Below are 23,952 nucleotides of genomic sequence, written 5' to 3' on the forward strand. Positions count from 1 at the left end.
CGGCTTTATTAACGGGACCACCGATCCCGCCCGGCCTCTTTCGCCCGATACAGCGCCGCGTCAGCCCGGGCGATGATCTCGGGACCCGCCAGACCGTCCTCCATTCCCGCAATCCCCATGCTGGCGGTGACAACCCCGCTAACCTTCGAGCCACTGTGCGGTATCGCGGCTGAATACAACCCCTCCTGAATGCGTATAGCAACCTGTTCTGCCATGTTCTCCGGACAGTCAAACAGGATCACTACAAACTCTTCGCCACCGTAGCGAGAAACAACGTCGTGAGGTGTACGTACTGATTTTTTCAGCACCTGCGCTACCTGCGCCAGGCAGTCGTCACCCGCCTGGTGGCCATAAGTGTCGTTGTAAAGTTTGAAATAGTCGACATCCAGCATAATCAGCGAGAAGGCTTTTTTCTGATCAACCGCGTTTTCCAGCACGGTTTCCATGGCCCGGCGGTTTGCCGTCTGGGTTAACGCATCCAGATGTGCCAGCGCGTCCAGCCGCAGAATGAGTCGCTGATTCTGCTGGTTACGTCGCCAGGCTTCTTCGAACCAGTTCAGGAGGATAAAGCGCCCGCAAATCAGGATCAGGGTGAATACCACCCAGATCACGGCAAAGCGCAGGTTAACGCTCTGGTTCAGGGCGATGCTTGCAGACGGCAGGGCGATCCAGAGCGGCAGGACAAAAGAGAGCAGCCCCGACGGGTGAAAATAGAGCGCGGTCATTCCCGCGAGCAACAGAATCACGAAGATTGGCCAGGCGTGAGGAAGCTGAACAACCGTGATCAACAAATAACTACACAGTGACCACAGCAGGCTGCAGATAAACAGCACGACACTGATCCCGACGATACGTCGCCAGGCCATAACCATCAGCGCGGTTGATAGGATAATGACCCCCAGCATTGATGTATCGACCATCATCGTAAGGTATTTCGTTGCACCGACCTGGCTGTCGATGTTACCGAACAAGACGTTGCGCAGCAGGAGCATCAGCGCAAAGCTCACGTTCACGAAAGCCAGCCACGGTAGATTCATCGACAGGCCATGGTGCACCATGGATTTTCGGGTGGGCCAGGTGGCTAGCTCGGGTGGTGTATTGCGTCTTTTTTCTATCAAGGGGGATTTCCGTATCGAAAGGAGCGGGAGAAAAATGGGCGGGGTTACCGCCCATCAGGTGATGTGTTACGGTGTCACAATGTTAAACCAGAATTCAAATTTATCCATATAGCCCAGCATCGCATCCAGCTTCGCGCTATCGCCGGTGATCTTAATATCGCCGCTATCCTGCGCCTGTTTCAGCGTCACTTCTTTCAGGATAATTTTGTTCAGCGTATCACGGTTCAGGGTCAGCGTGGCGTCAGCGTCCTTCGCCTCGGCGTTAGCCGTATGGTTCAACACGCCGTTTTCCAGCTCAAGTTTATACTTTCCGCCATCGCTGCCTAAATCAATGTTGAACACGGATTTGGCAGTACCGGCTTTTTCGCCATTGATATGCACAGCCAGATAGTCGAAGAACATCTCTGGCGTCATTGCCCGCACGGTATCCGGGCTGGCGGTATTCGGTGTCGGGCCTTTCACCACGCCGTTACGCAGCTCTTGAGCACCGGTCAGGTAGAAGTTACGCCACGGGCCAGATTCGGCCTGATAACCGAGCTGCTCCAGCGCATCTGCTTCCAGGTTACGTGCCGCCTGATTATTCGGATCGGCAAAGACCACTTTGCTCACGACCTGTGCAACCCAGCGATAATTCCCCTGGTCAAAGTCCGTTTTGGCTTTGTTCAGGATGGCGTCAGCACCACCCATGTACTCAACGAATTTCTTCGCTCCCTCTTCAGGTGGCAGTTCATCCAGCGTCGCTGGGTTGCCATCGAACCAGCCAAGATAGAGGACATAGGTGGCTTTCACGTCATGGCTGACGGAGCCATAGTAGCCCCGGTTAGCCCAGGTGTGCGCCAGCGAATCCGGGAGCTTAAAGTTGGCGGCGATCTCATCACGCGTCTGGCCTTCGTTCGCCATACGTAGTGTCTGGTCGTTGATGTAACGATAAAGATCGCGCTGGCTCTTCAACAGATTGACCACATTTTCGTTACCCCAGGTTGGCCAGTGGTGTTGCGCCATAATAATTTCGGCTTTGTCGCCCCAGCGTACGATCGCCTGGTTAATGTATTTCGACCACGGTAACGGCTCGCGAATTTTCGCGCCGCGCAGGGAGTAAGTGTTATGCAGCGTGTGGGTGACATCTTCTGCTGATTCGATCAGTTTTTTCTCTTCGATGAACCAGAGCATCTCTGATGGTGCTTCAGAGCCCGGCGCCAGCATAAAATCATAGGTCAGGCCGTCAATGACCTCTTTCTGGCCATCTTTTTCTATGATATTGGTCGGAGCGATAAGCGTAACCGTACCGGCAGAGGTCGTTGTACCCAAGCCTGCACCAACTTGTCCTTTCGCATCGGGCTTAAGCAGGTTGCCGTACATATAACTGGCGCGGCGGCTCATGACGTTACCCGCCATGATATTTTCCGCTACTGCGGCTTCCATAAAACCGGACGGGGCGTAAATTTTTACCTTACCAGCTTTTACATCGGCTTCATCTACCACGCCGCGCACGCCACCATAGTGGTCGACATGGCTGTGGGTATAGATAACAGCCACGACCGGTTTTTTCCCGCGATGTTTAAAATACAGGTCCATCCCGACTTTAGCGGTTTCGGCGGATACCAGCGGATCAACGACCGTTATTCCCGCTTTACCTTCAATAATCGTCATATTTGACAGGTCGAGGTTACGGATCTGGTATACCCCGTCGGTGACTTCAAACAGGCCGCTAATATTAATCAGCTGTGATTGACGCCATAAGCTTGGGTTGACGGAATCAGGCGCTTTATCGCCTTCTTTAATAAACGAATATTGCTGCGGATCCCAGATAACATTCCCTTGTTCCCCTTTGATAACCTCCTGAGGGAGAGGGGCAATAAAACCTTTATGCGCGTCGGTAAAATCGGTTTTGTCAGAGAAAGGGAGTTGATTAAAAAGGGCATTATTGGCCTGTTGAGTTGCTGCTGTAGCATCTTTTGGCGCTTCAGCGGCAAATGAAGAACTGACGGAAATAAAAAAACCTGCTAACGCCAGGCTCCTGACAATCAAATTAAATTTCATCCTAAAACCTCTCAGTGATGTATTACGGCTTACGTAGAAACGTCGTGTCCTGGCTGAAAGTGATTCAAGAGATGCAGTGGAAATAAAGAGGGCATGAATAACTATAATCGGGAAGAGGTATTCAGCAAGTGAATGAATAAAAAACCGGGCGTTGCGCCCGGTATGTTATTTAGCGTCTTTTTTCTTCCCCAGGGTGGGGGTCTCGTCAAAGAAGTTCCACGGTTTAAGCAGAGTATGTACCCATTCCGTCGGCATGATCGGCCACTCTTCGGCACGGGCGACGTGGGTTGTCCCTGTGGTCATCCAGACGACGTCATCCTGGTTATTCAGTGACTCATTATCTTTGCTGTACTGCCCCAGGCCCGTATCGTGGATGGAACGGTTAGGAAATTTCCCTTCCGGGTACAACTCATCAGGATGGTAACGGGTGACCCACAGCTGCTTATCCATAAAGCTCAGCCGGTGGTAAATCCACTCGTCCGGGGCAAACTTCGCGCCCGTCGCTACCGGGTGTGTACCGCCCGCGTAAGGGATAATCTGGTACGAGACCGGGTTGCCCATGCGGTTCTCTTTGCTGGTATTGCTTAACAAGCGAATGGTGCCCGGGTCGAATTTCTGTGCTGCCTGCTGCTCGGTATCAATGTCGTACTGATTGATCTGCATGGTACTGGTGCGCGGGCCACCGGCGGTGTTCGGTTTAACCTCCGGATCCATCGCTACCAGTTTATTGTTGATGCCATCCACATCCATATCAAGACGGAAGTTATAGATATGCTGGTGGGTGGTACCCACGATGTTGTGATCGATCAGTGTGCCGTATTTGGTGTCGTCTTTCGCGGTGGCGTCATGCATGGTTTTCGCCAGTACGCCTTTCACCGCTTCGATACCCGTCGCACCAGCATCAATTCCAATGGTGCCATTTTCATGGAATACCCAGTCGAAGATGTAATCGTAGTTACCGACAGTACTCACCCAACGTACCACCAGTTCACGACGCTCGGTGCTGACGTTTGGCTGTCCCATCTCCTGGTGTTTGTATTCCGGCCCGGCGTAGCGTTCGAAAATGGCGATTGCGCGCGGGATCTCCATTGGCGCACCGGTGTAATCCGGGATCGTTTCATTGAGCATCACGGCGTTAGACGGCACGTCTTTCCCCCGTACCAGCGAAGAGGTCAGGGTGCCCATGCCATAGTCGCCGGAATCCAGATAGGCTTTGAAATACCAGCCCACGTCCGGGTCGCCGTAAGGGACGATCATGCCACCTAAGGAGCCCTGATACATAACCTGGCGCTTTTTGCCGTTATCGTTGTACGTCACAGTCGAAATCATCGGGCCGACGCGGGAATCCAGGCTCAGGTGGAAATCCCAGTTCTGCCAGTGCACCATATCACCGGTAATGGTGTAGTTCTTGCCTTCTGGCTCGACGATCTCAAGGGGCTTTTTCGCTGTTTCGATACGGTCACGGCCGTCATACGGACGCGGAGCCATGGGAACCGGAATAACAGCGCCTTCTTCAATTTTCTGGATTTTTTTCTGCTCAAGATCGACTACGGCCACCAGGTTTTCAATCGGATGCGCCCAGTAGTTACCGTCACCGACGTCCAGGTAGCTGACCACTTTCAGCAGGCGATCTTCCTGCTTCAGGCCGTCTTTACCGTCGAAATAGCCGACGGTCAGCGGCGTGGTAATCACTTTCTTCGTATCGGTGATACCGTGTTTTTTAAGCACCTCTGCAAACTCAGTGCTCTCGTTGATGATCTGCTGAACCGCGGTGAAGTCATCCAGCAGCACCATGCCGTGTGCGTCTTTTACGGGTTCCCAGCTCAGGATCTTTTTGTCCTTCAGATCCACCCGGCTTTCGATAACGTGCTTCCCGTCGAGCATAACCACGTTCGCCTGGCGGGGAGAATCCACTGCCGTACCGTTAAGCACAAAGTCCCACACTTTGGTCTTATCTGGCTCAGCAAGGGCAATCTGGGTAAAACGGGTATTCGGTTTGAAATCCGCAGAGGTTTTGACGATCTCTACGGCTTGTTTGATTTCGTCAGCCGTTAGCGCGTTTAACGGGTGAGGGCGTTTTTCAACCTGGAAAGTCTGGTCGAGGCCGGACTGGAAAACGTCGTTGATGAAGGTGTCAGAGATAAAGGCCTTTTTGCCTTTCATCACCACCGGTACCTGCAGCTTGAGGGTTTTACCGTTGACGATAGCGGTTTTCGCCCCCGGTTTGACCTTCACAAAAGCACCGTCTTTCGCGATGGTGAACAGTTGTGCGTAATCATCCCACTGGACAACCGCGCCAAAGTCCTGCAGCGTTTTGTCCATCGGGACCATGTGCGCCTCGCTGCCGTGAGCGAAAACAGGGGATTGCCAGGCGCAACACAGCGCAACAGCCATAGCCAGTGCCGTTCTACGGGCAGAAAAAGAAGAATTGCTTCCCATCGTAGACCTCATCTTGTTGTGTTTATTGTGTGGTGACAGCCTTATCCTGACAGGCGCCTGAGAAAAGCGTTTGCCTGCATCTGCCAGATTATTTGTCAGTCTTGCCAGGTTAAAAAAAGACCGGGGTGGCATCACACCCCGGTCAACGTGCGAGAGAGAAAAGTGTCAGGCGTCACCCTGCTGGCGCGCCACCAGCGTCAGAATGGAGTAGAGCGCCACGGCCTGCTGATGCTGGTTAAAAATCTCAACGGCCCACTCCACCACGCCCGTCGGTTTTTCCTCGGCGGTGCGTTGTTTCTTCAGCGTTTTACGTTTGCAGGTCAGGCGCACCTGAATGGTATCGCCCGGTTTAACCGGCTCGATAAAGCGCAGGTTTTCCATGCCGTAGTTGGCAATCACCGGCCCGACACCCGCATCAACGAACAATCCTGCTGCGGCGGAAATCAGGAAATAACCGTGGACCACGCGTTCGCCAAAGATTGACTCTGCCGCGCCAATCTTGTCCATGTGCGCGTAAAAGTGATCGCCGCTCAGGCAGGCAAAGTTCACGATATCCGCTTCTGTGAGCGTACGACGCGGCGTCAGCAGGCTGTCGCCCGGCTGCAACTCCTCGAAGTATTTACGGAACGGATGAACGCGATCTTCCTGCACGTCAGCACCGCGCACCCACTGTTTGCCAATGGCAGCCAGCATGGATGGACTGCCCTGAATGGCGGTGCGCTGCAGATAGTGCTTCACTGCGCGCAGGCCACCCAGCTCTTCACCGCCGCCCGCGCGACCTGGACCACCGTGGACCAGTTGAGGAAGCGGAGAACCGTGGCCGGTAGACTCTTTCGAGGATTCCTCATTGAGGACCTGAATACGTCCGTGAGCGCGTGCCGCGCCGGCAATAAACTGGCGGGCGGTTGCCAGATCCGCAGTGACCAGCGTCCCGGCCAGGCTTCCACCGCCCGCGCGGGCAAGCTGCATCGCGTGGGCTGCATTGCGATACGGCATCAGGGTCGCAACCGGACCAAAGGCTTCAGTCGCGTGAACTGCCGGTGTTTCATCCGACTGCGGACAGAAAAGCAGGGTCGGTGGGAAGAAGGCACCAGTAGCCTGCAAATCCGCTTTGCCCCCTAGGCGGATTTCACAGCCTGCGGCAACCAGCTGATCCACTTTCTCCTGAACGTCCGCACGCTGTTCGCTGTTCACCAGCGCGCCCATTTTCACCCCTTCATGCGCCGGGTCACCCACCACGACTTTTTCAAGACGCGCAATCAGCGCCTGACTGACGGCATCGAGCTGGCTTTGCGGGACGATAATCCGGCGAATGGCCGTACATTTCTGTCCGGCTTTGGCGGTCATTTCACGGACCACTTCCCGAATGAACAGGGCAAATTCTGGCTGGTCTGGCGTAACGTCTTCCCCGAGTACGCAGCAGTTCAGGGAGTCAGCTTCCATGGTGAAGGGAATGGAATTCGCCACAATATTCGGGTGCACGCGCAGGCTTTGCCCGGTACTGGCGGAGCCGGTAAACGTCACCACGTCCTGGCTGTCGAGATGATTCAGCAGATCCCCTGCGCCACCGCAGATTAGACTGATGGCGCCGTCCGGTACCAAGCCGCTGTCGATAATGGATTTCACCATCGCCTGGGTCACCTGCGCTGTGGCGGTAGCGGGTTTGATGATGGCAGGCATCCCGGCGAGCCAGGTGGGTGCCAGTTTTTCCAGCATGCCCCAGCACGGGAAGTTAAAAGCGTTGATATGGACCGCCACGCCTGATTTTGACGTCAGGACATGGCGTGCGGCAAAACCACCTTCCTTCGACAGAGGGATCAACTCATCCTCAGGCCACAGTGTGTCATCCGGCAGTTCGCGGCTGCCCAGGCTGGCATAGGTGAAGAGGGTACCGATACCGCCTTCAATATCCACCCAGCTGTCTGCCTTTGTCGCCCCGGTCTGGGCGGACAGGGCATAAAACGTCTCTTTGTGACTAAGCAGATGTTTCGCCACCGCCTTCAGCATGGCAGCACGTTCGATAAAGGTCATTTTGTGAAGTGCTTCGCCGCCGTGCTCAATGGCATAGCGACGGGCGGCCGCCATATCCAGCCCTTCGCTGGTCACGCTCCACAGCGCTTCGCCAGTGATGGCGTGATGAATAGTGCGTTCGCGGCCCCGGCCAGACTGCCAGGTACCGGACAAGAAGCTGGCTAACTGCTGCATCGCTTATCTCCAAATGTTACGAAAATTCACCATTAATAGTTTGATCGTGAATCATAAAAATCAAGCTGAGTTTTAATGATTTGTTAACATTGTGATCCGGCACTGATGAAGTGCAGTGCGCAAACGCCCGAATGTTAGGGTGTGCTGTAAAAGCCTTGCGAGCGGCATCACAAAACCAGGAAACAATTCTTGGGGTTATATTTAACCTTTGTGTAACTTTTAAAAAACAAAGTGATTCAACATTTCGCTTTAAATTGCAAACTAACGAATCATAAAGGTGATGACGTGACGCAAGAACAACGGTTTGAGCAGCGCATAGCGCAGGAGACGGCGATAGAGCCCCAGGACTGGATGCCTGAGGCCTACCGCAAGACGCTGATCCGCCAGATTGGCCAGCACGCGCACTCCGAAATTGTCGGCATGCTGCCCGAAGGTAACTGGATCACCCGCGCACCGACGTTGCGCCGTAAAGCGATCCTGCTGGCTAAAGTGCAGGACGAAGCCGGACACGGTTTGTACCTGTATAGCGCGGCAGAAACGCTGGGCTGCGCGCGGGAAGACATCTACCAGAAGATGCTCGACGGCAAGATGAAATACTCCTCCATTTTCAACTACCCAACCCTGAGCTGGGCCGATATCGGCGTGATCGGCTGGCTGGTGGACGGCGCAGCCATCGTTAACCAGGTGGCGCTGTGCCGGACCTCTTATGGGCCGTATGCCCGCGCAATGGTGAAAATCTGTAAAGAAGAGAGCTTCCACCAGCGTCAGGGCTTTGAAGCCTGCATGGCGCTGGCGCAGGGGAGCGAGGCCCAGCGCCAGATGCTGCAGGACGCCATCAATCGTTTCTGGTGGCCGGCACTGATGATGTTTGGGCCGAACGATGACAACTCGCCGAACAGCGCCCGCAGCCTGGCCTGGAAAATCAAACGCTTCGGCAATGACGAACTCCGCCAGCGTTTTGTCGACAACACCATTCCCCAGGTGGAGATGCTCGGCATGACGGTGCCCGATCCCGACCTGCGTTTTGACGACGAGAGCGGTCATTACCGTTTCGGCGAGATCGACTGGCAGGAATTTGAAGAGGTGATTAACGGGCGTGGCATCTGTAACCACGAACGCCTGGCCGCCAAACGCAAGGCCTGGGAAGAGGGGGCGTGGGTGCGTGAAGCTGCACTGGCGCACGCAGAAAAACAACATGCCCGCAAAGTGGCTTGAGAGGAATCACGATGAGCAATGTCTACTGGCCGCTGTACGAAGTGTTCGTACGCAGCAAACAAGGTTTGTCCCACCGTCACGTGGGAAGTCTGCATGCCGCTGACGATCGCATGGCGCTGGAAAATGCGCGTGATGCTTATACCCGCCGCAGCGAAGGGTGCTCCATCTGGGTGGTCAAGGCGAGCGAGATTATCGCCTCCCAGCCGGAAGAGAGCGGCGAGTTCTTCGACCCGGCGGAAAGCAAGGTCTACCGCCACCCGACGTTTTACACCATTCCTGATGGCATCGAGCATATGTGAGGTTGGGGATGAAAACAGTCACTGCATATGCCCTTCGTCTGGGCGACAACGGTCTGGTGCTTTCGCAGCGTCTCGGCGCCTGGTGCGGTCACGCACCGGAGCTTGAGATCGACCTCGCGCTGGCCAATATCGGTCTCGACCTGCTGGGTCAGGCGCGCAATTTCCTGACCTATGCCGCGGAGCTGGAAGGTCAGGGCGATGAAGACACGCTGGCATTTGGGCGTGACGAGCGTCAGCTCCGCAATTTACTGCTGGTGGAGCAGCCGAACGGCAACTTCGCCGACACGATTGCTCGTCAGTACCTGATGGATGCCTGGAATGTGGCGCTATATGAACGCCTTGCACACAGCAGCGACAGTCAGCTTGCCGCCATTGCCGCAAAAGCCATTAAAGAGGCGCGCTACCATCTGCGCTTTAGCCGTGGCTGGCTGGTGCGCCTGGGCGATGGCACCGAAACCTCCGCGCAAAAAATGCAGCAGGCCATCGATAACCTGTGGCGCTTTACGGCCGAACTGTTCGAAGCCGATGACGTTGAGCTGGAGCTGATTGCCTCCGGCGTGGCGGTTGACCCGCGCACCTTGCGCCAGCCGTGGGAAAGCGAAGTGTTTGCCGGCCTGGCAGAAGCCAACCTGAAGGTACCCGACGAAGTGGCGTATCGCACCGGAGGCAAGAAAGGGCTACATACCGAACATCTGGGCCCGATGCTGGCGGAAATGCAATATCTCCAGCGCGCGTACCCGGGTCAACAGTGGTAATAGCGGAGGTCATGATGCAGCGTTTTGCTGAGATTGCACCTGCGGAGATCCCGCAGATCTGGTCGCTGTTAAGCCAGATCCCGGACCCGGAAGTGCCCGTGTTAACCATCACCGATCTGGGCATGGTGCGAAGCGTCGCACCGCAAGGTGAAGGCTGGGTCATTGGCTTCACGCCGACCTACTCAGGTTGCCCGGCGACGGAACACCTGCTGGGTGCTATCCGCGAAACGATGACCGCACACGGGTTTACGCCGGTTCATATTGTGCTCCAGCTTGAACCCGCCTGGACCACCGACTGGATGACCGCCGATGCCCGCGAGCGTCTGCGTGAATATGGCATCAGCCCGCCGGTCGGCCACAGCTGCCATGCCCATGCGCCCGCTGAGGTGACGTGTCCGCGCTGTGCGAGCACCGATACCTCGCTTATCAGTGAATTTGGTTCAACGGCCTGCAAAGCGCTCTATCGCTGCAACACCTGCCGTGAGCCTTTCGATTATTTCAAATGTATTTGAGGCTGCCATGACAACGTTTCATTCATTAACAGTGGCAAAAGTGGAACCCGAAACCCGTGATGCGGTAACGATCACCTTCGCGGTGCCGCAGGAATTACAGGACGCGTACCGCTTTCGTCCGGGGCAGCACCTGACCCTGAAAACGAAACTGGGCGGGGATGAACTGCGCCGCTGTTACTCCATTTGCCGGAGTAGCGCACCGGGTGAGATCAGCGTGGCGGTCAAAGCCATCGAGGGCGGACGATTCTCCCGCTATGCCCGGGATCAGATTAAACAGGGTATGGCGCTGGAGGTGATGGTTCCTCAGGGCCAGTTTGGCTACCAGCCGCAGGCGGAACGTGAAGGACACTATCTGGCGATTGCCGCAGGCTCCGGGATCACCCCGATGCTGGCGATTTTATCCGCAACGCTTGCCACCGAACCGAACAGTCATTTCACCCTGATTTACGGCAACCGCAGCAGCCAGAGCATGATGTTCCGCCAGGCGCTGGCGGACCTGAAAGACAAATACCCGCAGCGGCTGCAGCTGGTCTCCATCTTCAGCCAGGAGCGTCTGGACAGCGATCTTCTCCATGGTCGTATTGACGGGGAAAAACTGCAGGCACTGGCGAAAACGCTGATCAACTTCCGCCAGTACGACGAAGCGTTTATCTGCGGTCCGTCGGCGATGATGGATGAGGCCGAAAGCACATTAAAAGCGCTGGGGATGCCGGAAAAAGCCATCCATCTGGAACGTTTTAATACGCCAGGCTCTACGGCTAAACGCACGGTTAGCGTGCAGGCGGAGGGGCAGAAAGTCACCGTTCGTCAGGACGGCCGTGACCGTGAAATCACCCTGACGGCGGACGATGAAAGTATTCTTGATGCCGCACTGCGCCAGGGGGCGGATCTGCCGTATGCCTGTAAAGGCGGCGTGTGCGCCACCTGTAAATGTAAAGTGCTGCGCGGCAAAGTGGACATGGTGACCAACTATAGCCTGGAGCCGGACGAACTGGCCGCCGGGTATGTGCTGAGCTGTCAGTCGCTGCCGTTAACCGCTGACGTGATCGTCGATTTCGACGCGAAGGGGATGGCATGAGCGAACTGATTGTCACCCGCCATGGCCGCGTGTTGCAGCTGACGCTGAACCGTCCGGCGGCACGCAACGCCCTCAACAATTCGCTGCTGACGCAGATTGCGGAACAGCTTGAGGCGGCGGCCTGTGATAGCGGCATTTCTGCCTGCGTTATTTATGGCAACGAGCGTTGCTTCGCGGCCGGGGCGGATCTCAACGAAATGGCAGATAAAGACTTGCCGGCCACGTTGAACGATATCCGTCCGCAGCTGTGGAAGCGGATAGACGCATTTAACAAACCGCTGATTGCCGCCGTGAACGGCTTCGCGCTGGGGGCTGGATGTGAACTGGCACTGCTCTGCGACGTGGTGATCGCCGGGGATAACGCGCGTTTCGGTCTGCCGGAAATCACCCTCGGGATTATGCCTGGCGCGGGCGGCACGCAGCGCCTCATTCGCAGCGTGGGTAAATCCCTCGCCAGCAAAATGGTGCTGACCGGGGAAAGTCTCTCCGCGCAACAGGCGCTGAGTGCTGGGCTGGTCAGCGATGTGTTCCCGGTCTCCCTGACGCTGGAGTATGCCCTGAAGCAGGCGGCATTGATGGCGCGTCATTCGCCGCTGGCATTGCAGGCCGCGAAACAGGCGCTGCGCCAGTCTCAGGAAGTGCCATTGCAGGCAGGATTGGCACAGGAACGTCAGCTTTTTACGCTGCTTTCCGCGACCGAAGACCGCCGGGAAGGAATCAATGCCTTCTTACAGAAACGCACCCCCGACTTTAAAGGACGCTAATTGTGGAATTTATCCTGAGTAACGTAGAGCAAGGCGTAATGACCATTACGCTGAATCGCCCGGAGCGTCTGAACAGCTTTAACGACGTGATGCATCAGCAGCTTTCGGAGTGCCTGAAACAGGCCGAGCGTGATGACACCATCCGCTGTCTGCTGATCACAGGGGCAGGACGCGGTTTCTGTGCCGGTCAGGATCTGAATGACCGCAATGTTGACCCCAACGGCCCGGCGCCGGATCTGGGCATGTCTGTGGAGACGTTTTACAACCCGCTGGTGCGCCGCCTGGCAAAACTGCCGAAGCCGGTCATCTGCGCGGTCAACGGCGTGGCGGCCGGTGCCGGGGCTACGCTGGCGCTCGGATGCGACATGGTCATTGCGGCGCGTTCCGCCAACTTTGTGATGGCCTTCAGCAAGCTTGGGTTAGTCCCGGACTGCGGCGGCACCTGGCTGCTGCCGCGCGTTGCCGGACGCGCTCGCGCCATGGGGCTGGCGCTACTGGGGGACAAACTCAGCGCCGAAAAAGCGCAGGCCTGGGGGATGATCTGGCAGGTGGTGGACGACGAGCAGCTTTCCGCCACGGCACAGCAGATGGCGCTGCATTTTGCCTCACAGCCGACGTTTGGTCTGGGGCTGATCAAGCAGGCCATCAACGCAGCGGAAACCAACACCCTCGATGCGCAACTCGATCTCGAGCGCGACTATCAACGCCTGGCCGGGCGCAGCGACGACTACCGCGAGGGCGTCAGCGCCTTCCTGGCAAAGCGCGCGCCGAACTTTACGGGGAAATAAGATGTTGAACATACGCACTGTCGCCGTGATTGGCAGCGGCACGATGGGTGCCGGAATTGCCGAAGTCGCGGCCAGCCATGGTCACCACGTCCTGATATACGACATCTCCGCAGATGCGATCTCGCGCGCCATTGACGGCATTCGCCAGCGTCTGGCTTCCCGGGTGACGCGGGGAAAACTCTCCGCAGATGCCGGTAGCCAAATCCTGGTCAGACTGCTGCCAGTGACCGATATCGAGGCACTCTCGGCGGCAGATCTGGTGATTGAAGCGGCTTCTGAGCGTCTGGAGGTGAAAAAGGCGCTGTTTGCACAGCTGGCCGCGATCTGCCCGGCACAGACGGTGCTGACCAGTAACACCTCGTCTATTTCAGTTACCGCGATTGCGGCCGACGTGCACCACCCGGAGCGCGTGGCGGGACTGCATTTCTTTAACCCGGCACCGGTAATGAAGCTGGTGGAAGTGGTCAGCGGGCTGGCGACCTCTCCGGAAGTGGCCGATGCGCTGTGCGAGCTGGCGCTCAACTGGGGGAAACAACCCGTTCGCTGCCAGTCAACGCCGGGGTTCATCGTGAACCGCGTTGCACGTCCGTTCTACTCTGAAGCCTGGCGCGCACTGGAAGAACATGTGGCCGCGCCGGAAGTGATTGACGCCGCACTGCGCGAAGGCGGCGGTTTCCCGATGGGGCCACTGGAACTCACAGACTTGATTGGTCAGGACGTTAACTTTGCCGTGACCTGTTCGGTGTTTAACGCCTTCTGGCAGGAACGCCGTTTTCTGCCTTCGCTGGTCCAGCAGGAGCTGGTGCTGGCGGGGCGACTCGGTAAAAAAAGCGGAAAGGGCGTTTACGACTGGCAAGGGGATAAACCCGACGTGCAGTGGGTTGAGCCCGTGGATGACAGTTATCGTCCGATGCGCATCGAAAAGAAAAGTGACGGCGTCACTGAAATTGACGATGTGTACCTGATGGAAACGCAGGGTGAAACCGCTCAGGCGCTGGCATTGCGCCTTAACTGTCCGGTGGTGATGGTTGACCGTATTGAGCGCGATGTGGCGGTGATTGCGGCGGCAGCCAGCAACCCGCAGACCGCGACGTTGAAAGCCATCTGGTACCTGCAACAGCAGGGCAAACGGGTCGTACAAATTGCCGATTATCCGGGCATGCTGGTCTGGCGCACGCTGGCGATGATTGCCAACGAAGCGCTGGATGCCCTGCAAAAAGGGGTGGCAAGCGAGAAGGATATTGATACCGCCATGCGCCTCGGCGTGAACTACCCGAGCGGTCCGATTGCCTGGGGGGAGCGTCTGGGCTGGCAACGTCTGCTGACGCTGCTGGAGAACCTGCAACGTCATTATGGTGAAGAACGTTATCGTCCCTGTTCACTGCTGCGCCAGCGTGCGCTTCTGGAGAGTAGCTATGAGTCCTAACGCCTGGCATAACGCCCGCACGATGTACGAAAAGGACGCCTGCGCGCAGGCGCTGGGAATCGACATCATTGAAATGGACGAAGGTTATGCGGTGGTGACGATGACCATCACCCCACAGATGCTTAACGGCCATAAAACCTGTCACGGTGGACAGCTTTTCTCGCTGGCGGACACCGCCTTTGCCTACGCCTGCAACAGCCAGGGGCTGGCGGCGGTCGCCTCCGGTTGCTCGATTGATTTTCTGCGTCCGGGCTTTGCCGGGGATACGCTGACCGCCATCGCGCGGGTAAAGCATCAGGGCAAACTCACCGGCGTGTATGACATTGAAATTCAGAATCAACAACAGAAAACCGTCGCCCTTTTTCGCGGAAAATCGCACCGCATTGGCGGCAGTGTGACAGGAGAAGCCTGATGCGTGATGCATTTATTTGTGATGGCGTACGAACCCCCGTGGGGCGTTACGGCGGCGCACTTTCCGCAGTTCGCGCTGACGATCTGGGGGCCGTTCCGCTGCGTGCGCTGCTGGCGCGTTATCCGCAGCTTGATCTGGAGCGGATTGATGATGTGATCCTCGGCTGCGCCAACCAGGCGGGGGAAGACAACCGCAACGTGGCGCGCATGTCGTCCCTGTTGGCAGGATTACCGCAGACGGTTTCCGGCACCACCATTAACCGCCTGTGCGGTTCGGGGCTGGACGCGATTGGCTTTGCAGCCCGCGCTATTAAAGCAGGCGATGGCGATCTGTTGCTGGCGGGCGGCGTGGAGTCCATGTCCCGCGCGCCGTTTGTGATGGGGAAAGCCACCGCCGCGTTTCAGCGTCAGGCAGAGATCTTTGATACCACCATCGGCTGGCGTTTTGTGAATCCGCTCATGCATCAGCACTTCGGAACTGACAGTATGCCGGAAACGGCAGAGAATGTAGCTGAATTGTTAAATATCAGCCGTGCCGATCAGGACGCTTTTGCGCTACGCAGCCAGCAGAGAACCGCCAGGGCGCAGCAGAACGGTATTCTGGCGCAGGAGATTGTGCCGGTGCTGGTGCCGGGTAAAAAAGGCGCGGTAACGGAATGTAGCGTGGATGAACATCCACGGGCGGATACGACACTTGAACAGCTTGCCGGACTGAAAACACCGTTTCGTAAAAATGGGGTGGTTACGGCGGGGAATGCCTCTGGCGTGAACGACGGCGCAGCGGCGCTGATCGTCGCCAGTGAACAGATGGCGCTCACGCAGGGATTAGTCCCGCGTACGCGTATTGTGGCGATGGCGACGGCAGGCGTGGAACCGCGTCTGATGGGCTTAGGCCCGGTACCTGCCACCCGCAAAGTGCTGGAGCGAGCCGGACTCAGTATCAACGATATGGACGTCATCGAGCTTAACGAAGCTTTTGCTTCGCAGGCGCTGGGCGTGCTGCGTCAGTTAGGGTTACCCGATGATGCCGCTCACGTTAACCCGAACGGGGGCGCTATTGCGTTAGGCCACCCGCTGGGGATGAGCGGTGCCAGACTGGCGCTGGCCGCAAGCAATGAATTGCATCGACGCAACGGACGCTATGCGCTGTGTACGATGTGCATCGGTGTGGGTCAGGGCATTGCCATGATCCTTGAGCGTGTTTGAGCGAATAACAATGTGAGTACCCTACAATGACAAATACAACAAAGCTTGACCCGATCGAAACAGCATCCCTTGACGAATTACAGGCCCTTCAGACCGAGCGTCTGAAATGGACGCTGCACCATGCCTATAACAACGTACCGATGTACAAACGCAAGTTTGACGCAGCGGGCGTTCACCCTGACGATTTCAAAGAGCTGGCGGATATCCGTAAATTCCCGTGCACGACCAAGCAGGACCTGCGGGATAACTATCCGTTCGATACCTTTGCCGTACCGATGGAGCAGGTAGTGCGTATTCACGCCTCCTCAGGCACTACCGGCAAGCCAACGGTGGTGGGTTATACCCAAAATGATATCGACACCTGGGCCAATCTGGTGGCCCGCTCCCTGCGCGCCGCGGGCGGCAGTGCAAAAGACAAAATTCACGTAGCCTATGGTTACGGGTTGTTTACCGGCGGTCTGGGCGCGCATTACGGTGCGGAACGTTTAGGCGCAACGGTGATCCCGATGTCGGGTGGTCAGACGGAGAAGCAGGCGCAGCTTATCCGGGATTTCCAGCCAGATATGATCATGGTGACGCCATCCTACTGCCTTAACCTGATTGAAGAACTGGAACGCCAGATGGGCGGCGATGCCAGTACCTGTTCTCTTCGTGTGGGCGTGTTCGGCGCCGAGCCGTGGACGCAGGCCATGCGCCGTGAGATTGAAAAACGGCTAGGGATCACAGCGCTGGATATTTATGGTCTTTCTGAAGTGATGGGCCCCGGCGTGGCGATGGAGTGTATCGAAACTGCTGATGGTCCGACCATCTGGGAAGATCATTTCTATCCGGAGATCGTCAACCCGAACGACGGCACGCCGCTTAATGACGGCGAGCAGGGTGAACTGCTGTTTACCACGCTGACGAAAGAGGCGCTGCCGGTGATCCGCTACCGTACCCGTGACCTGACACGCCTGCTGCCAGCAACCGCGCGCAGTATGCGTCGTATGGACCGGATCAGCGGTCGCAGTGACGATATGCTGATCATCCGTGGCGTCAACGTCTTCCCGTCGCAGCTGGAAGAGGAAATTGTGAAGTTCGAACATCTCTCGCCGCATTACCAGCTGGAGGTGAACCGTCGCGGACATCTTGATTCACTTTCCGTGAAGGTGGAGCTGAAAGAGAGCAGCCTGACGCTGACGCACGAACAGCGTTGCCAGGTGTGCCACCAGTTGCGCCACCGCATTAAATCCATGGTCGGGATTTCAACCGACGTGATGATCGTTAACTGCGGCAGTATCCCGCGCTCAGAGGGGAAAGCCTGCCGGGTGTTTGATTTGCGTAAAGTCGCGGCCAACGGCTGAGTTTCTTCTTCCCTCTCTCCTCCGGAGAGAGGGAATGCAGAACTATGCTATGATTCATCCGGGACAAAAATTACAACAGAATGAATCACATGAAACTCGACGCCTTCATCCAGCACGCAGTCAGCTCCGTTCCGGTCAGCGGGACATCCCTTATCTCTTCATTATACGGTGACGCGCTTTCCCATCGCGGGGGCGAGATTTGGCTCGGAAGCCTGGCGGCATTACTGGAGGGTATGGGGTTCGGCGAACGGTTCGTGCGAACTGCGTTATTCCGCCTTAACAAAGAGGGCTGGCTTGACGTCTCGCGCATTGGACGCCGCAGCTTTTATCGCCTGAGCGACAAAGGGCTACGCTTAACCCGCCGCGCGGAGAATAAGATCTATCGCGCGGAGTTGCCCGCCTGGGACGGAAAATGGTTATTGCTGCTCTCTGAAGGCCTGGACAAAACCACGCTTGCTGACGTCAAAAAACAGCTGATCTGGCAGGGGTTTGGCACGCTGGCGCCGAGCCTGATGGCCTCGCCATCGCAGCATCTGGCGGATGTGCAGTCCCTGCTTCATGATGCTGGCGTGGCGGAAAACGTCATCTTCTTTGAAGCTCACTCGCCGCTGGCTTTATCCCGCGCTGCGCTGCGTTCGCGGGTGGAAGAGTGCTGGCAACTGACCGAACAAAACACGATGTACGAAACGTTTATTAGCTCGTTCCGACCGCTGCTGCCGCTGCTGAAAGAGGCGACACCAGAGGAGCTGACGCCAGAGCGTTGTTTCCAGATCCAGCTGTTGCTTATCCATTTTTATCGTCGTGTGGTGCTGAAAGACCCATTGCTGCCGGAAGAGCTACTGCCAGCGCACTGGGCCGGGCAAAGCGCCCGGCAGCTCTGCATCAATATTTATCAGCGTGTGGCACCGGGGGCGCTGGCGTTTGTCAGTGAGAAAGGCGAAACCTCCGTCGGTGAACTGCCCGTGCCCGGCACGCTCTACTATCAACGCTTTGGTGGTCTTACGAGCACATAAGGAGTGAGGATGCCTGTTTATCAAATTGATGGTCTGACGCCGGTCGTACCTGACGAGAGCTATGTTCACCCGACGGCGGTACTCATTGGTGATGTGATCCTGGGGAAAGGTGTTTATGTCGGCCCGAACGCCAGCCTGCGCGGAGATTTTGGCCGTATTGTGGTGAAAGATGGCGCGAACATTCAGGATAACTGCGTGATGCATGGTTTCCCTGAACAGGACACGGTGGTGGAAGAGGACGGACATATCGGCCACAGCGCGATTCTGCATGGCTGTGTTATCCGCCGTAACGCACTGGTGGGAATGAACGCTGTGGTGATGGACGGCGCGGTGATTGGTGAAAACAGCATCGTCGGCGCGGCGGCATTTGTGAAGGCGAAAGCGGAAATGCCCGCAGGGCATTTGATTATTGGCAGCCCGGCCAAAGCGATTCGCGAGTTGAGCGAGCAAGAACTGGCGTGGAAAAAACAGGGTACAAGGGAATATCAGGTGCTGGTGGAGCGCTGCAAGCTGACCATGCACCAGGTAGAACCGCTGCGTGAAGTGGAGCCTGGGCGGAAACGGCTGACGTTTGATGAGAATTTAAGGCCGAAGTCGGCGGTGTAAGGTGAGGTTTTGAAGCAGGGGCGGATGGAACCGACCCATGCTGCGGTTATCTGTACAGTTGCAATTAAATGAGGCTAATTATTTAATCCCTGGTGCCGATAATCTTTTTCTCTGGTTATATATGAAGGAACATGTATGCATTACGCACGGCCTTTACTACGCCCTCTGTTTTTACTTTCTCTGTTGCCGTTTTCTTTTGCTCAGGCCGCTGAAAAGCCTGAACTTATCGGCGGCGGCATCAACCCCTTGTCTGTTACCCGCATCCACGATCGTGTGAGTTATATGGTGTCGTTAAACTTCAATAACGGCAAAACAGCGCAACAATGGCGTTCAGTGGATTGTAAGCAGGGTAAGTCCGAGCTTCTGTACAAGGATTTACTGGATGATGAAGGGTTAACCAAAGCCCGTTTTTACGGCGACAGCTACATGCGGTATGCGTCAGCACAGGATGATAAGCTGATGACGGCAGAGGATATCCGTAAGATCTGCCAGCTACCGGTAAAAGAACCTCTGTGGGAAAGATTATCAGCCACGTCTGCAACGGGCATTACCGATCTTGTCGATGTTAACAGCATTCATCGCGTTGGCGACATTTTAACGGTACGCATGGGATATGATTTTGCCGATATCATCTGGGAACCGCCTTATGACGCGCCGCTTGAATTAAAGATTGAGCACTATTTCTATAACTGTAAAACCCATCAGGGCGACGCTGTCGCTGCAATGAACTTCGATGGCCAGGGTCGCGTAACGGACTCACTCATCACGGCTGATATTGTTCGCCGCAAAAGTAGCTTCAAGATTGACGCTCAAAAGGCACAACGCTTTGAGCAACTCTGCCAGCTACCTGCAGGCAAAACGTTCACCGCTGAAGGGCGTTTTGTACCCGCGGTGAACAAGTCAGCATCCACGTTGATGGGGCCCTCAATGCCCGATCTGAGCAATAATAATCCGCAATGGTTGAGCAAATACCCCCTTTCTGCTGCTATTGATCGCCAGGCGCAGGCATTGATCAAATCCTGGGCGATGCCGCGTTTTAAACAGGTTCGTTACACCGAAGTCAGCGCGCTCGGTAAGATTAAAGTCCAGCTGGATGCGCAATCGGATGGTTATATACGTAAGCTGGAAGATTATGGCATCTGGACGGTTCAACGTTTAACGCTGGCTAATCTGTTGCAACTGAAATTCGCCATGTCCATCAGTAGCGGTGCCATGTTGCTCAACACATTGCAGACGGATCTGCATTTCCCGTTAGTACAGGGTCAAAAATTTCAGGCTAAATTGGAAAATATTGATGCGGATAAGAAAGTCACATCGTCAGCGATGCGCTGTGAAGTGACGGGGGAAGGGGATGCGCAGCGTATCGCACCTGAGTTTAGTGGGAAATATTTGTTAGTTGAGTGTCATGAAAGTAATGAGGGGCAACCGGATAACAGGAGCAAATTAGCCTGGCTGCAGGATCTCAATATATTCGTCCCTGTTGCTCAGCAACTGGGTGACAAGCCTGAAAGGTTGGTGACGCTGGAAAATGTGAGTGTGACGCGATAATCAATAACCAGGCCTTACCGAGCCATTATGAAATAAGGACATAAAATGACCAATTCAGCGTTTCAGTGGACGTGCATTAAATGTGATAAAGAGATCCCACAGCATCTTGAATATTGTTCTGAGTGCGAAGAAAAACGATATCGCAAAATAGGTGGTTTGTTATATCTGCCATTTATCAATATGCTGTTTATCGCTTACGCCTACTTTAACTCTATGGCAGTAACGTTAAGTGCCGGGATGGAAACGGTAGGTCGTCTTCCGCTCTCCCAGACGACCTATCTCTTTGTTGCTAGTGGGATTAACTTAGTTTTCCTGCTCTTTATCATCTATATTGTTTCTCTGTTTTTGCGGAAAAAGAAAGAGTTACCTCTGGCTTATTGTGCTTTGCTTGTTTCGGGTATCGCTCTGATGCTAATTGACAGGGTCGCCACTTCTTACATCTTTCCGCAGATCTCCCTGAATATGGCTCAGATAATGCCTATTATTATGCATGTGATATACGCTTGTATCTGGATCCCGTACTTCCGTACCTCCGTTCGGGTTAAAAAGACGTTCATTTGGTAGACGAGGCTGGCCGCCAGTACACGATAGGGAAGCAATATTTTTTGGCGTTGTTGGGAGGTCATCTCAGCAACCCAACCAATATTGGGTGTCTCCCACATATCCGAAAGTATGCTAAAATTTGTACAGCAATAAGCCGAAGATAAAACGTCGCAATTTCAGCGCGTTAGCCAAAGTGAGTGATTATGGATAATAGTCCACATGAACAGACAGTTTGGAAAAGATACCTCGCATGGTTGTGGTGCGGAAGTTTTTATCTGGTTGCATTGCATTGTTCTGCAGATGAAATAAACCTGTACTCAATAAACACGGGTTCATACGTCTATCATCTTACAAACAATCACGGACAATATACTGAGAATTTTGAGAATAACTTTATATCCGTGGAGAGGAAGTTCTCGGATGATTCGAAATATAGCTTTGTGCTAGGCACAATGAAAAACAGCTTTGATAACAGATGTCTGGCTGCCGGCGTCAGAAGAGACTGGGCAGGGTGGGATAACGGTTGGGTTTTTAAAGGGATATATGGATACGTCGGTGAGTTTTTCTTTGATGCTTTCAGTGATTGTGGTGACCATGGGTCATACCATGATTTCAAAAAAGTAACAGGAATCGGCTTTTCTCCCTACATATACCATGGATTTCAATACAATTTTACGTCTTATTTTGGGATGGATGTGGGTATTATAATTCCATCCGTATTTGTCATTACAGCACAGTGGAGCTTTAGATGAATCCTTCACCTGGTGTGACGACATTATAGAATGAAGTGATGTACCACCCGTTGGTTGTGCGACATATAGTAACATCCTTCTCTCCGCTTTATCGCAGGGCTGCGACAGCAGCCCTTTGAAAATTCTGGTAATATTCGCCTTCAACCCGTTTGGGGTTATATAACACTACCGGTTTCACCCTCACTCGCAGTCTCTTTGCTTTGAATGAAGCGGAGTGCCAGATAGAGGTCTGGCGCCAGAATCATTTCATCATCATTGATAGTTGGTCGACTTTCTTTGAACCAGCGTGTTAATTCCGTTTTCCTGCCCGCAAGGATGAGCTTAATCTGCCGACCCTTCAGGTCACGCTTTAGCTCATTAATGGTTGCCAGGACACTGATATCTGAATACGTGAAGCAGGCAACGGCATCAATGACCACCCATTTAGGCTGTTCTGCTGCGCCTTCAACTAAGTTCAACACGCGGCGTTTAAAATAAGCCACATTAAAATAGGTCAACGGTGAGTTAAATCGATACATCAGCACGCCCGGAACCATTTTAATATCGGTGGTATTCCCTAATGAGTGGATCATGCCATTTTCGTCTGTTCCCAGTAAATGCTCAGAGGGGCGAAAGACTGTACGGAGGAACTGTAACAGGCCAAGCAGCACCGCAAGGCCGATCCCCTGAATTACGCCGATAATTAAAACACAGCCAAACGTGAAAAAGGCCAGGCGAAATGCCTGTTTATTTCTTCGTCTCAGGTTCCATAGCCCACGCAAATCAATTAATGACCACGACGCATACATTAGAACAATGCCTAAGGCAGAGACCGGAATAAATTGTAAGGGTTGGGTGAAAAAGAGTAATACGACTCCAATGATTAAGGCTGCGACAATGGATACCAGCTGACTTTTTCCTCCAGTGGAATCATTAACCGCGGTCCGGGAATCGGCCCCACTAATAGCAAACCCCTGAGATAACCCCGACATGATATTCGCAATACCCAGCGCTCTGAACTCTGCATCAGCATTAATTTCATAGCCATTTTTCGCGGCAAAACTGCGGGCGGTCAGCATCAGACTGACAAAACTAACCAAAGCCAGGTTCAGCGCCGGGATCACTAAATCACGCATCGGGCCCGGCTGGAACGCCACCCAGTTAACGACCGGTAAACCGGGCTGGAAGCCTTCCCCCCCAATAGTGGCAATACCATACTGTTGCGCAGATGTCCCCCATACCAGAAACGTCGTAATCACGATGGCAATCAACGGTGCGGGCCAGTGGCTGCGAAACGTTTTGATCGCCATTAAAATCGCTAACGTTAAAATGGATATTCCTAAGGTTAATAAATGGCTGTCTGAAATTCGGCCCGGTAAGGCAAGAATTTTCTCAATAACCTGCGCTTCATCAAGCTTGATCCCGAAAACCTTGCCTAATTGCCCGACAATAATCGTCACGGCTACGCCATTAAGCAGGCCAGTCAGAATAGGGTGAGAAAGCAGATCGGCAAGGGCACCCAGGCGAAATTTACTGGCAAGCAGACACCATCCGCCCATCATCAATGTCATGACGATCGTCAGTTGCCAGTGCAGTTCGGGATTTCCGGCAGAAAGAGGAAACACGACGGCGGCAATCACCGCGCAGGTCGTTGCGTCGGGGCCAACAATAAGCTGACGTGAAGAGCCAAACAGCGCATAGGCTATCATTGGTAAAACGCATGAATACAGACCTACGATAGCCCCAACACCCGCCAACTCAGCATAAGCAATAGCAACGGGCAGTGCTACAGCCGCAACGGATAACCCGGCTTTAACATCATGTTTTAACCAGCTTTTATCGTAGGCTAATAAATTTTGTAACCCTGGCATGTAGTTTAATAAAAATTTTCCGAACACGTTTTTCTCCGGAT

21 protein-coding genes are annotated in these 23,952 nt (G+C 54.7%); 16 read left to right on the forward strand and 5 right to left on the reverse strand.

Annotated features, from left to right (window positions below):
* Nucleotides 1-8 precede the first annotated feature (8 nt).
* The 4 genes from ACJ9Y9_RS10860 to paaZ all read right to left on the reverse strand — a co-directional run bounded on the left by ACJ9Y9_RS10860 (nucleotide 9) and on the right by paaZ (nucleotide 7,802).
* The gene (locus ACJ9Y9_RS10860; RefSeq protein ID WP_028017553.1) at nucleotides 9-1,115 is read right to left on the reverse strand and encodes a GGDEF domain-containing protein; all 1,107 of its coding nucleotides are present in this window, start codon (nucleotides 1,113-1,115) and stop codon (nucleotides 9-11) included.
* Between the two features lie 69 nt (nucleotides 1,116-1,184).
* Complete coding sequence (locus tag ACJ9Y9_RS10865) at nucleotides 1,185-3,158, reverse strand: alkyl/aryl-sulfatase (protein ID WP_028017552.1); 1,974 nt, start codon at nucleotides 3,156-3,158, stop codon at nucleotides 1,185-1,187.
* A 165-nt stretch (nucleotides 3,159-3,323) separates the two neighbouring features.
* On the reverse strand, nucleotides 3,324-5,597 hold the full coding sequence (gene tynA, locus ACJ9Y9_RS10870) for a primary-amine oxidase (protein ID WP_028017551.1): 2,274 nt from the start codon (nucleotides 5,595-5,597) through the stop codon (nucleotides 3,324-3,326).
* Nucleotides 5,598-5,762: 165 nt separating this feature from the next.
* Nucleotides 5,763-7,802 (reverse strand): phenylacetic acid degradation bifunctional protein PaaZ, encoded by a 2,040-nt coding sequence (gene paaZ, locus ACJ9Y9_RS10875; RefSeq protein WP_028017550.1) that lies wholly within the window; start codon nucleotides 7,800-7,802, stop codon nucleotides 5,763-5,765.
* 285 nt (nucleotides 7,803-8,087) lie between these two features.
* On the opposite strand from paaZ, the gene paaA reads away from it, so the two are divergent.
* From paaA to ACJ9Y9_RS10955, 16 genes are all read left to right on the forward strand, one after another.
* Nucleotides 8,088-9,017, forward strand: a complete 930-nt coding sequence (gene paaA, locus ACJ9Y9_RS10880) for a 1,2-phenylacetyl-CoA epoxidase subunit PaaA (protein ID WP_028017549.1) — start codon at nucleotides 8,088-8,090, stop codon at nucleotides 9,015-9,017.
* Nucleotides 9,018-9,028: 11 nt separating this feature from the next.
* Entirely contained in the window at nucleotides 9,029-9,316 is a 288-nt protein-coding gene (paaB, locus tag ACJ9Y9_RS10885; RefSeq protein WP_006175064.1) for a 1,2-phenylacetyl-CoA epoxidase subunit PaaB, read from the forward strand.
* Between the two features lie 8 nt (nucleotides 9,317-9,324).
* A complete protein-coding gene (paaC, locus tag ACJ9Y9_RS10890) occupies nucleotides 9,325-10,071 on the forward strand; it encodes a 1,2-phenylacetyl-CoA epoxidase subunit PaaC (protein ID WP_028017548.1) in 747 nt (248 codons plus the stop codon).
* 14 nt (nucleotides 10,072-10,085) lie between these two features.
* Nucleotides 10,086-10,583 (forward strand): 1,2-phenylacetyl-CoA epoxidase subunit PaaD, encoded by a 498-nt coding sequence (gene paaD, locus ACJ9Y9_RS10895; RefSeq protein WP_028017547.1) that lies wholly within the window; start codon nucleotides 10,086-10,088, stop codon nucleotides 10,581-10,583.
* A gap of 7 nt (nucleotides 10,584-10,590) precedes the next feature.
* Complete coding sequence (gene paaE, locus ACJ9Y9_RS10900; RefSeq protein WP_028017546.1) at nucleotides 10,591-11,661, forward strand: 1,2-phenylacetyl-CoA epoxidase subunit PaaE; 1,071 nt, start codon at nucleotides 10,591-10,593, stop codon at nucleotides 11,659-11,661.
* Nucleotides 11,658-12,425 (forward strand): 2,3-dehydroadipyl-CoA hydratase PaaF, encoded by a 768-nt coding sequence (paaF, locus tag ACJ9Y9_RS10905; RefSeq protein WP_028017545.1) that lies wholly within the window; start codon nucleotides 11,658-11,660, stop codon nucleotides 12,423-12,425. The genes paaE and paaF overlap by 4 nt, the downstream gene beginning before the upstream one ends.
* Entirely contained in the window at nucleotides 12,425-13,213 is a 789-nt protein-coding gene (paaG, locus tag ACJ9Y9_RS10910) for a 2-(1,2-epoxy-1,2-dihydrophenyl)acetyl-CoA isomerase PaaG (protein WP_028017544.1), read from the forward strand. The genes paaF and paaG overlap by 1 nt, the downstream gene beginning before the upstream one ends.
* Nucleotide 13,214: 1 nt before the next feature.
* The gene (gene paaH / locus ACJ9Y9_RS10915) at nucleotides 13,215-14,639 is read left to right on the forward strand and encodes a 3-hydroxyacyl-CoA dehydrogenase PaaH (RefSeq protein WP_028017543.1); all 1,425 of its coding nucleotides are present in this window, start codon (nucleotides 13,215-13,217) and stop codon (nucleotides 14,637-14,639) included.
* Nucleotides 14,629-15,051, forward strand: coding sequence for a hydroxyphenylacetyl-CoA thioesterase PaaI (gene paaI, locus ACJ9Y9_RS10920; RefSeq protein WP_028017542.1), 423 nt, complete (start codon nucleotides 14,629-14,631; stop codon nucleotides 15,049-15,051). The genes paaH and paaI overlap by 11 nt, the downstream gene beginning before the upstream one ends.
* Entirely contained in the window at nucleotides 15,051-16,256 is a 1,206-nt protein-coding gene (gene pcaF / locus ACJ9Y9_RS10925; protein WP_028017541.1) for a 3-oxoadipyl-CoA thiolase, read from the forward strand. Before paaI ends, pcaF begins: the two co-directional genes overlap by 1 nt.
* Nucleotides 16,257-16,282: 26 nt before the next feature.
* Complete coding sequence (paaK, locus tag ACJ9Y9_RS10930; protein WP_028017540.1) at nucleotides 16,283-17,599, forward strand: phenylacetate--CoA ligase PaaK; 1,317 nt, start codon at nucleotides 16,283-16,285, stop codon at nucleotides 17,597-17,599.
* An 80-nt stretch (nucleotides 17,600-17,679) separates the two neighbouring features.
* Nucleotides 17,680-18,612 (forward strand): phenylacetic acid degradation operon negative regulatory protein PaaX, encoded by a 933-nt coding sequence (gene paaX / locus ACJ9Y9_RS10935; RefSeq protein ID WP_028017539.1) that lies wholly within the window; start codon nucleotides 17,680-17,682, stop codon nucleotides 18,610-18,612.
* A gap of 9 nt (nucleotides 18,613-18,621) precedes the next feature.
* Nucleotides 18,622-19,218: a phenylacetic acid degradation protein PaaY gene (gene paaY / locus ACJ9Y9_RS10940; protein WP_028017538.1), complete on the forward strand. Its 597-nt coding sequence runs from the start codon at nucleotides 18,622-18,624 to the stop codon at nucleotides 19,216-19,218.
* 135 nt (nucleotides 19,219-19,353) lie between these two features.
* Complete coding sequence (locus ACJ9Y9_RS10945) at nucleotides 19,354-20,766, forward strand: hypothetical protein (protein WP_028017537.1); 1,413 nt, start codon at nucleotides 19,354-19,356, stop codon at nucleotides 20,764-20,766.
* Nucleotides 20,767-20,811: 45 nt separating this feature from the next.
* The gene (locus ACJ9Y9_RS10950; RefSeq protein WP_028017536.1) at nucleotides 20,812-21,330 is read left to right on the forward strand and encodes a DUF2569 domain-containing protein; all 519 of its coding nucleotides are present in this window, start codon (nucleotides 20,812-20,814) and stop codon (nucleotides 21,328-21,330) included.
* 182 nt (nucleotides 21,331-21,512) lie between these two features.
* Nucleotides 21,513-22,061 carry a hypothetical protein gene (locus ACJ9Y9_RS10955; RefSeq protein ID WP_229255533.1) on the forward strand — a complete coding sequence of 183 codons (549 nt, stop codon included), beginning with the start codon at nucleotides 21,513-21,515 and terminating at the stop codon, nucleotides 22,059-22,061.
* 155 nt (nucleotides 22,062-22,216) lie between these two features.
* Here ACJ9Y9_RS10955 and ACJ9Y9_RS10960 read toward each other — a convergent pair whose 3' ends face one another.
* Complete coding sequence (locus ACJ9Y9_RS10960) at nucleotides 22,217-23,938, reverse strand: SulP family inorganic anion transporter (RefSeq protein ID WP_028017534.1); 1,722 nt, start codon at nucleotides 23,936-23,938, stop codon at nucleotides 22,217-22,219.
* Nucleotides 23,939-23,952 lie beyond the last annotated feature (14 nt).

Source organism: Enterobacter sp. CPE_E1241 (assembly GCF_045618265.1).
Taxonomy (GTDB): Bacteria; Pseudomonadota; Gammaproteobacteria; order Enterobacterales; family Enterobacteriaceae; genus Enterobacter; species Enterobacter adelaidei.

Coding starts and splice junctions, on each gene's coding strand:
- ACJ9Y9_RS10865 (WP_028017552.1), bottom strand. CDS start 3,158: ATGAAATTTAATTTGATTGTCAGGAGCCTGGCGTTAGCAGGTTTTTTT.
- tynA (WP_028017551.1), bottom strand. CDS start 5,597: ATGGGAAGCAATTCTTCTTTTTCTGCCCGTAGAACGGCACTGGCTATG.
- paaZ (WP_028017550.1), bottom strand. CDS start 7,802: ATGCAGCAGTTAGCCAGCTTCTTGTCCGGTACCTGGCAGTCTGGCCGG.
- paaB (WP_006175064.1), top strand. CDS start 9,029: ATGAGCAATGTCTACTGGCCGCTGTACGAAGTGTTCGTACGCAGCAAA.
- paaC (WP_028017548.1), top strand. CDS start 9,325: ATGAAAACAGTCACTGCATATGCCCTTCGTCTGGGCGACAACGGTCTG.
- paaD (WP_028017547.1), top strand. CDS start 10,086: ATGCAGCGTTTTGCTGAGATTGCACCTGCGGAGATCCCGCAGATCTGG.
- paaE (WP_028017546.1), top strand. CDS start 10,591: ATGACAACGTTTCATTCATTAACAGTGGCAAAAGTGGAACCCGAAACC.
- paaF (WP_028017545.1), top strand. CDS start 11,658: ATGAGCGAACTGATTGTCACCCGCCATGGCCGCGTGTTGCAGCTGACG.
- paaH (WP_028017543.1), top strand. CDS start 13,215: ATGTTGAACATACGCACTGTCGCCGTGATTGGCAGCGGCACGATGGGT.
- paaI (WP_028017542.1), top strand. CDS start 14,629: ATGAGTCCTAACGCCTGGCATAACGCCCGCACGATGTACGAAAAGGAC.
- pcaF (WP_028017541.1), top strand. CDS start 15,051: ATGCGTGATGCATTTATTTGTGATGGCGTACGAACCCCCGTGGGGCGT.
- paaK (WP_028017540.1), top strand. CDS start 16,283: ATGACAAATACAACAAAGCTTGACCCGATCGAAACAGCATCCCTTGAC.
- paaX (WP_028017539.1), top strand. CDS start 17,680: ATGAATCACATGAAACTCGACGCCTTCATCCAGCACGCAGTCAGCTCC.
- paaY (WP_028017538.1), top strand. CDS start 18,622: ATGCCTGTTTATCAAATTGATGGTCTGACGCCGGTCGTACCTGACGAG.
- ACJ9Y9_RS10945 (WP_028017537.1), top strand. CDS start 19,354: ATGCATTACGCACGGCCTTTACTACGCCCTCTGTTTTTACTTTCTCTG.
- ACJ9Y9_RS10950 (WP_028017536.1), top strand. CDS start 20,812: ATGACCAATTCAGCGTTTCAGTGGACGTGCATTAAATGTGATAAAGAG.
- ACJ9Y9_RS10955 (WP_229255533.1), top strand. CDS start 21,513: ATGGATAATAGTCCACATGAACAGACAGTTTGGAAAAGATACCTCGCA.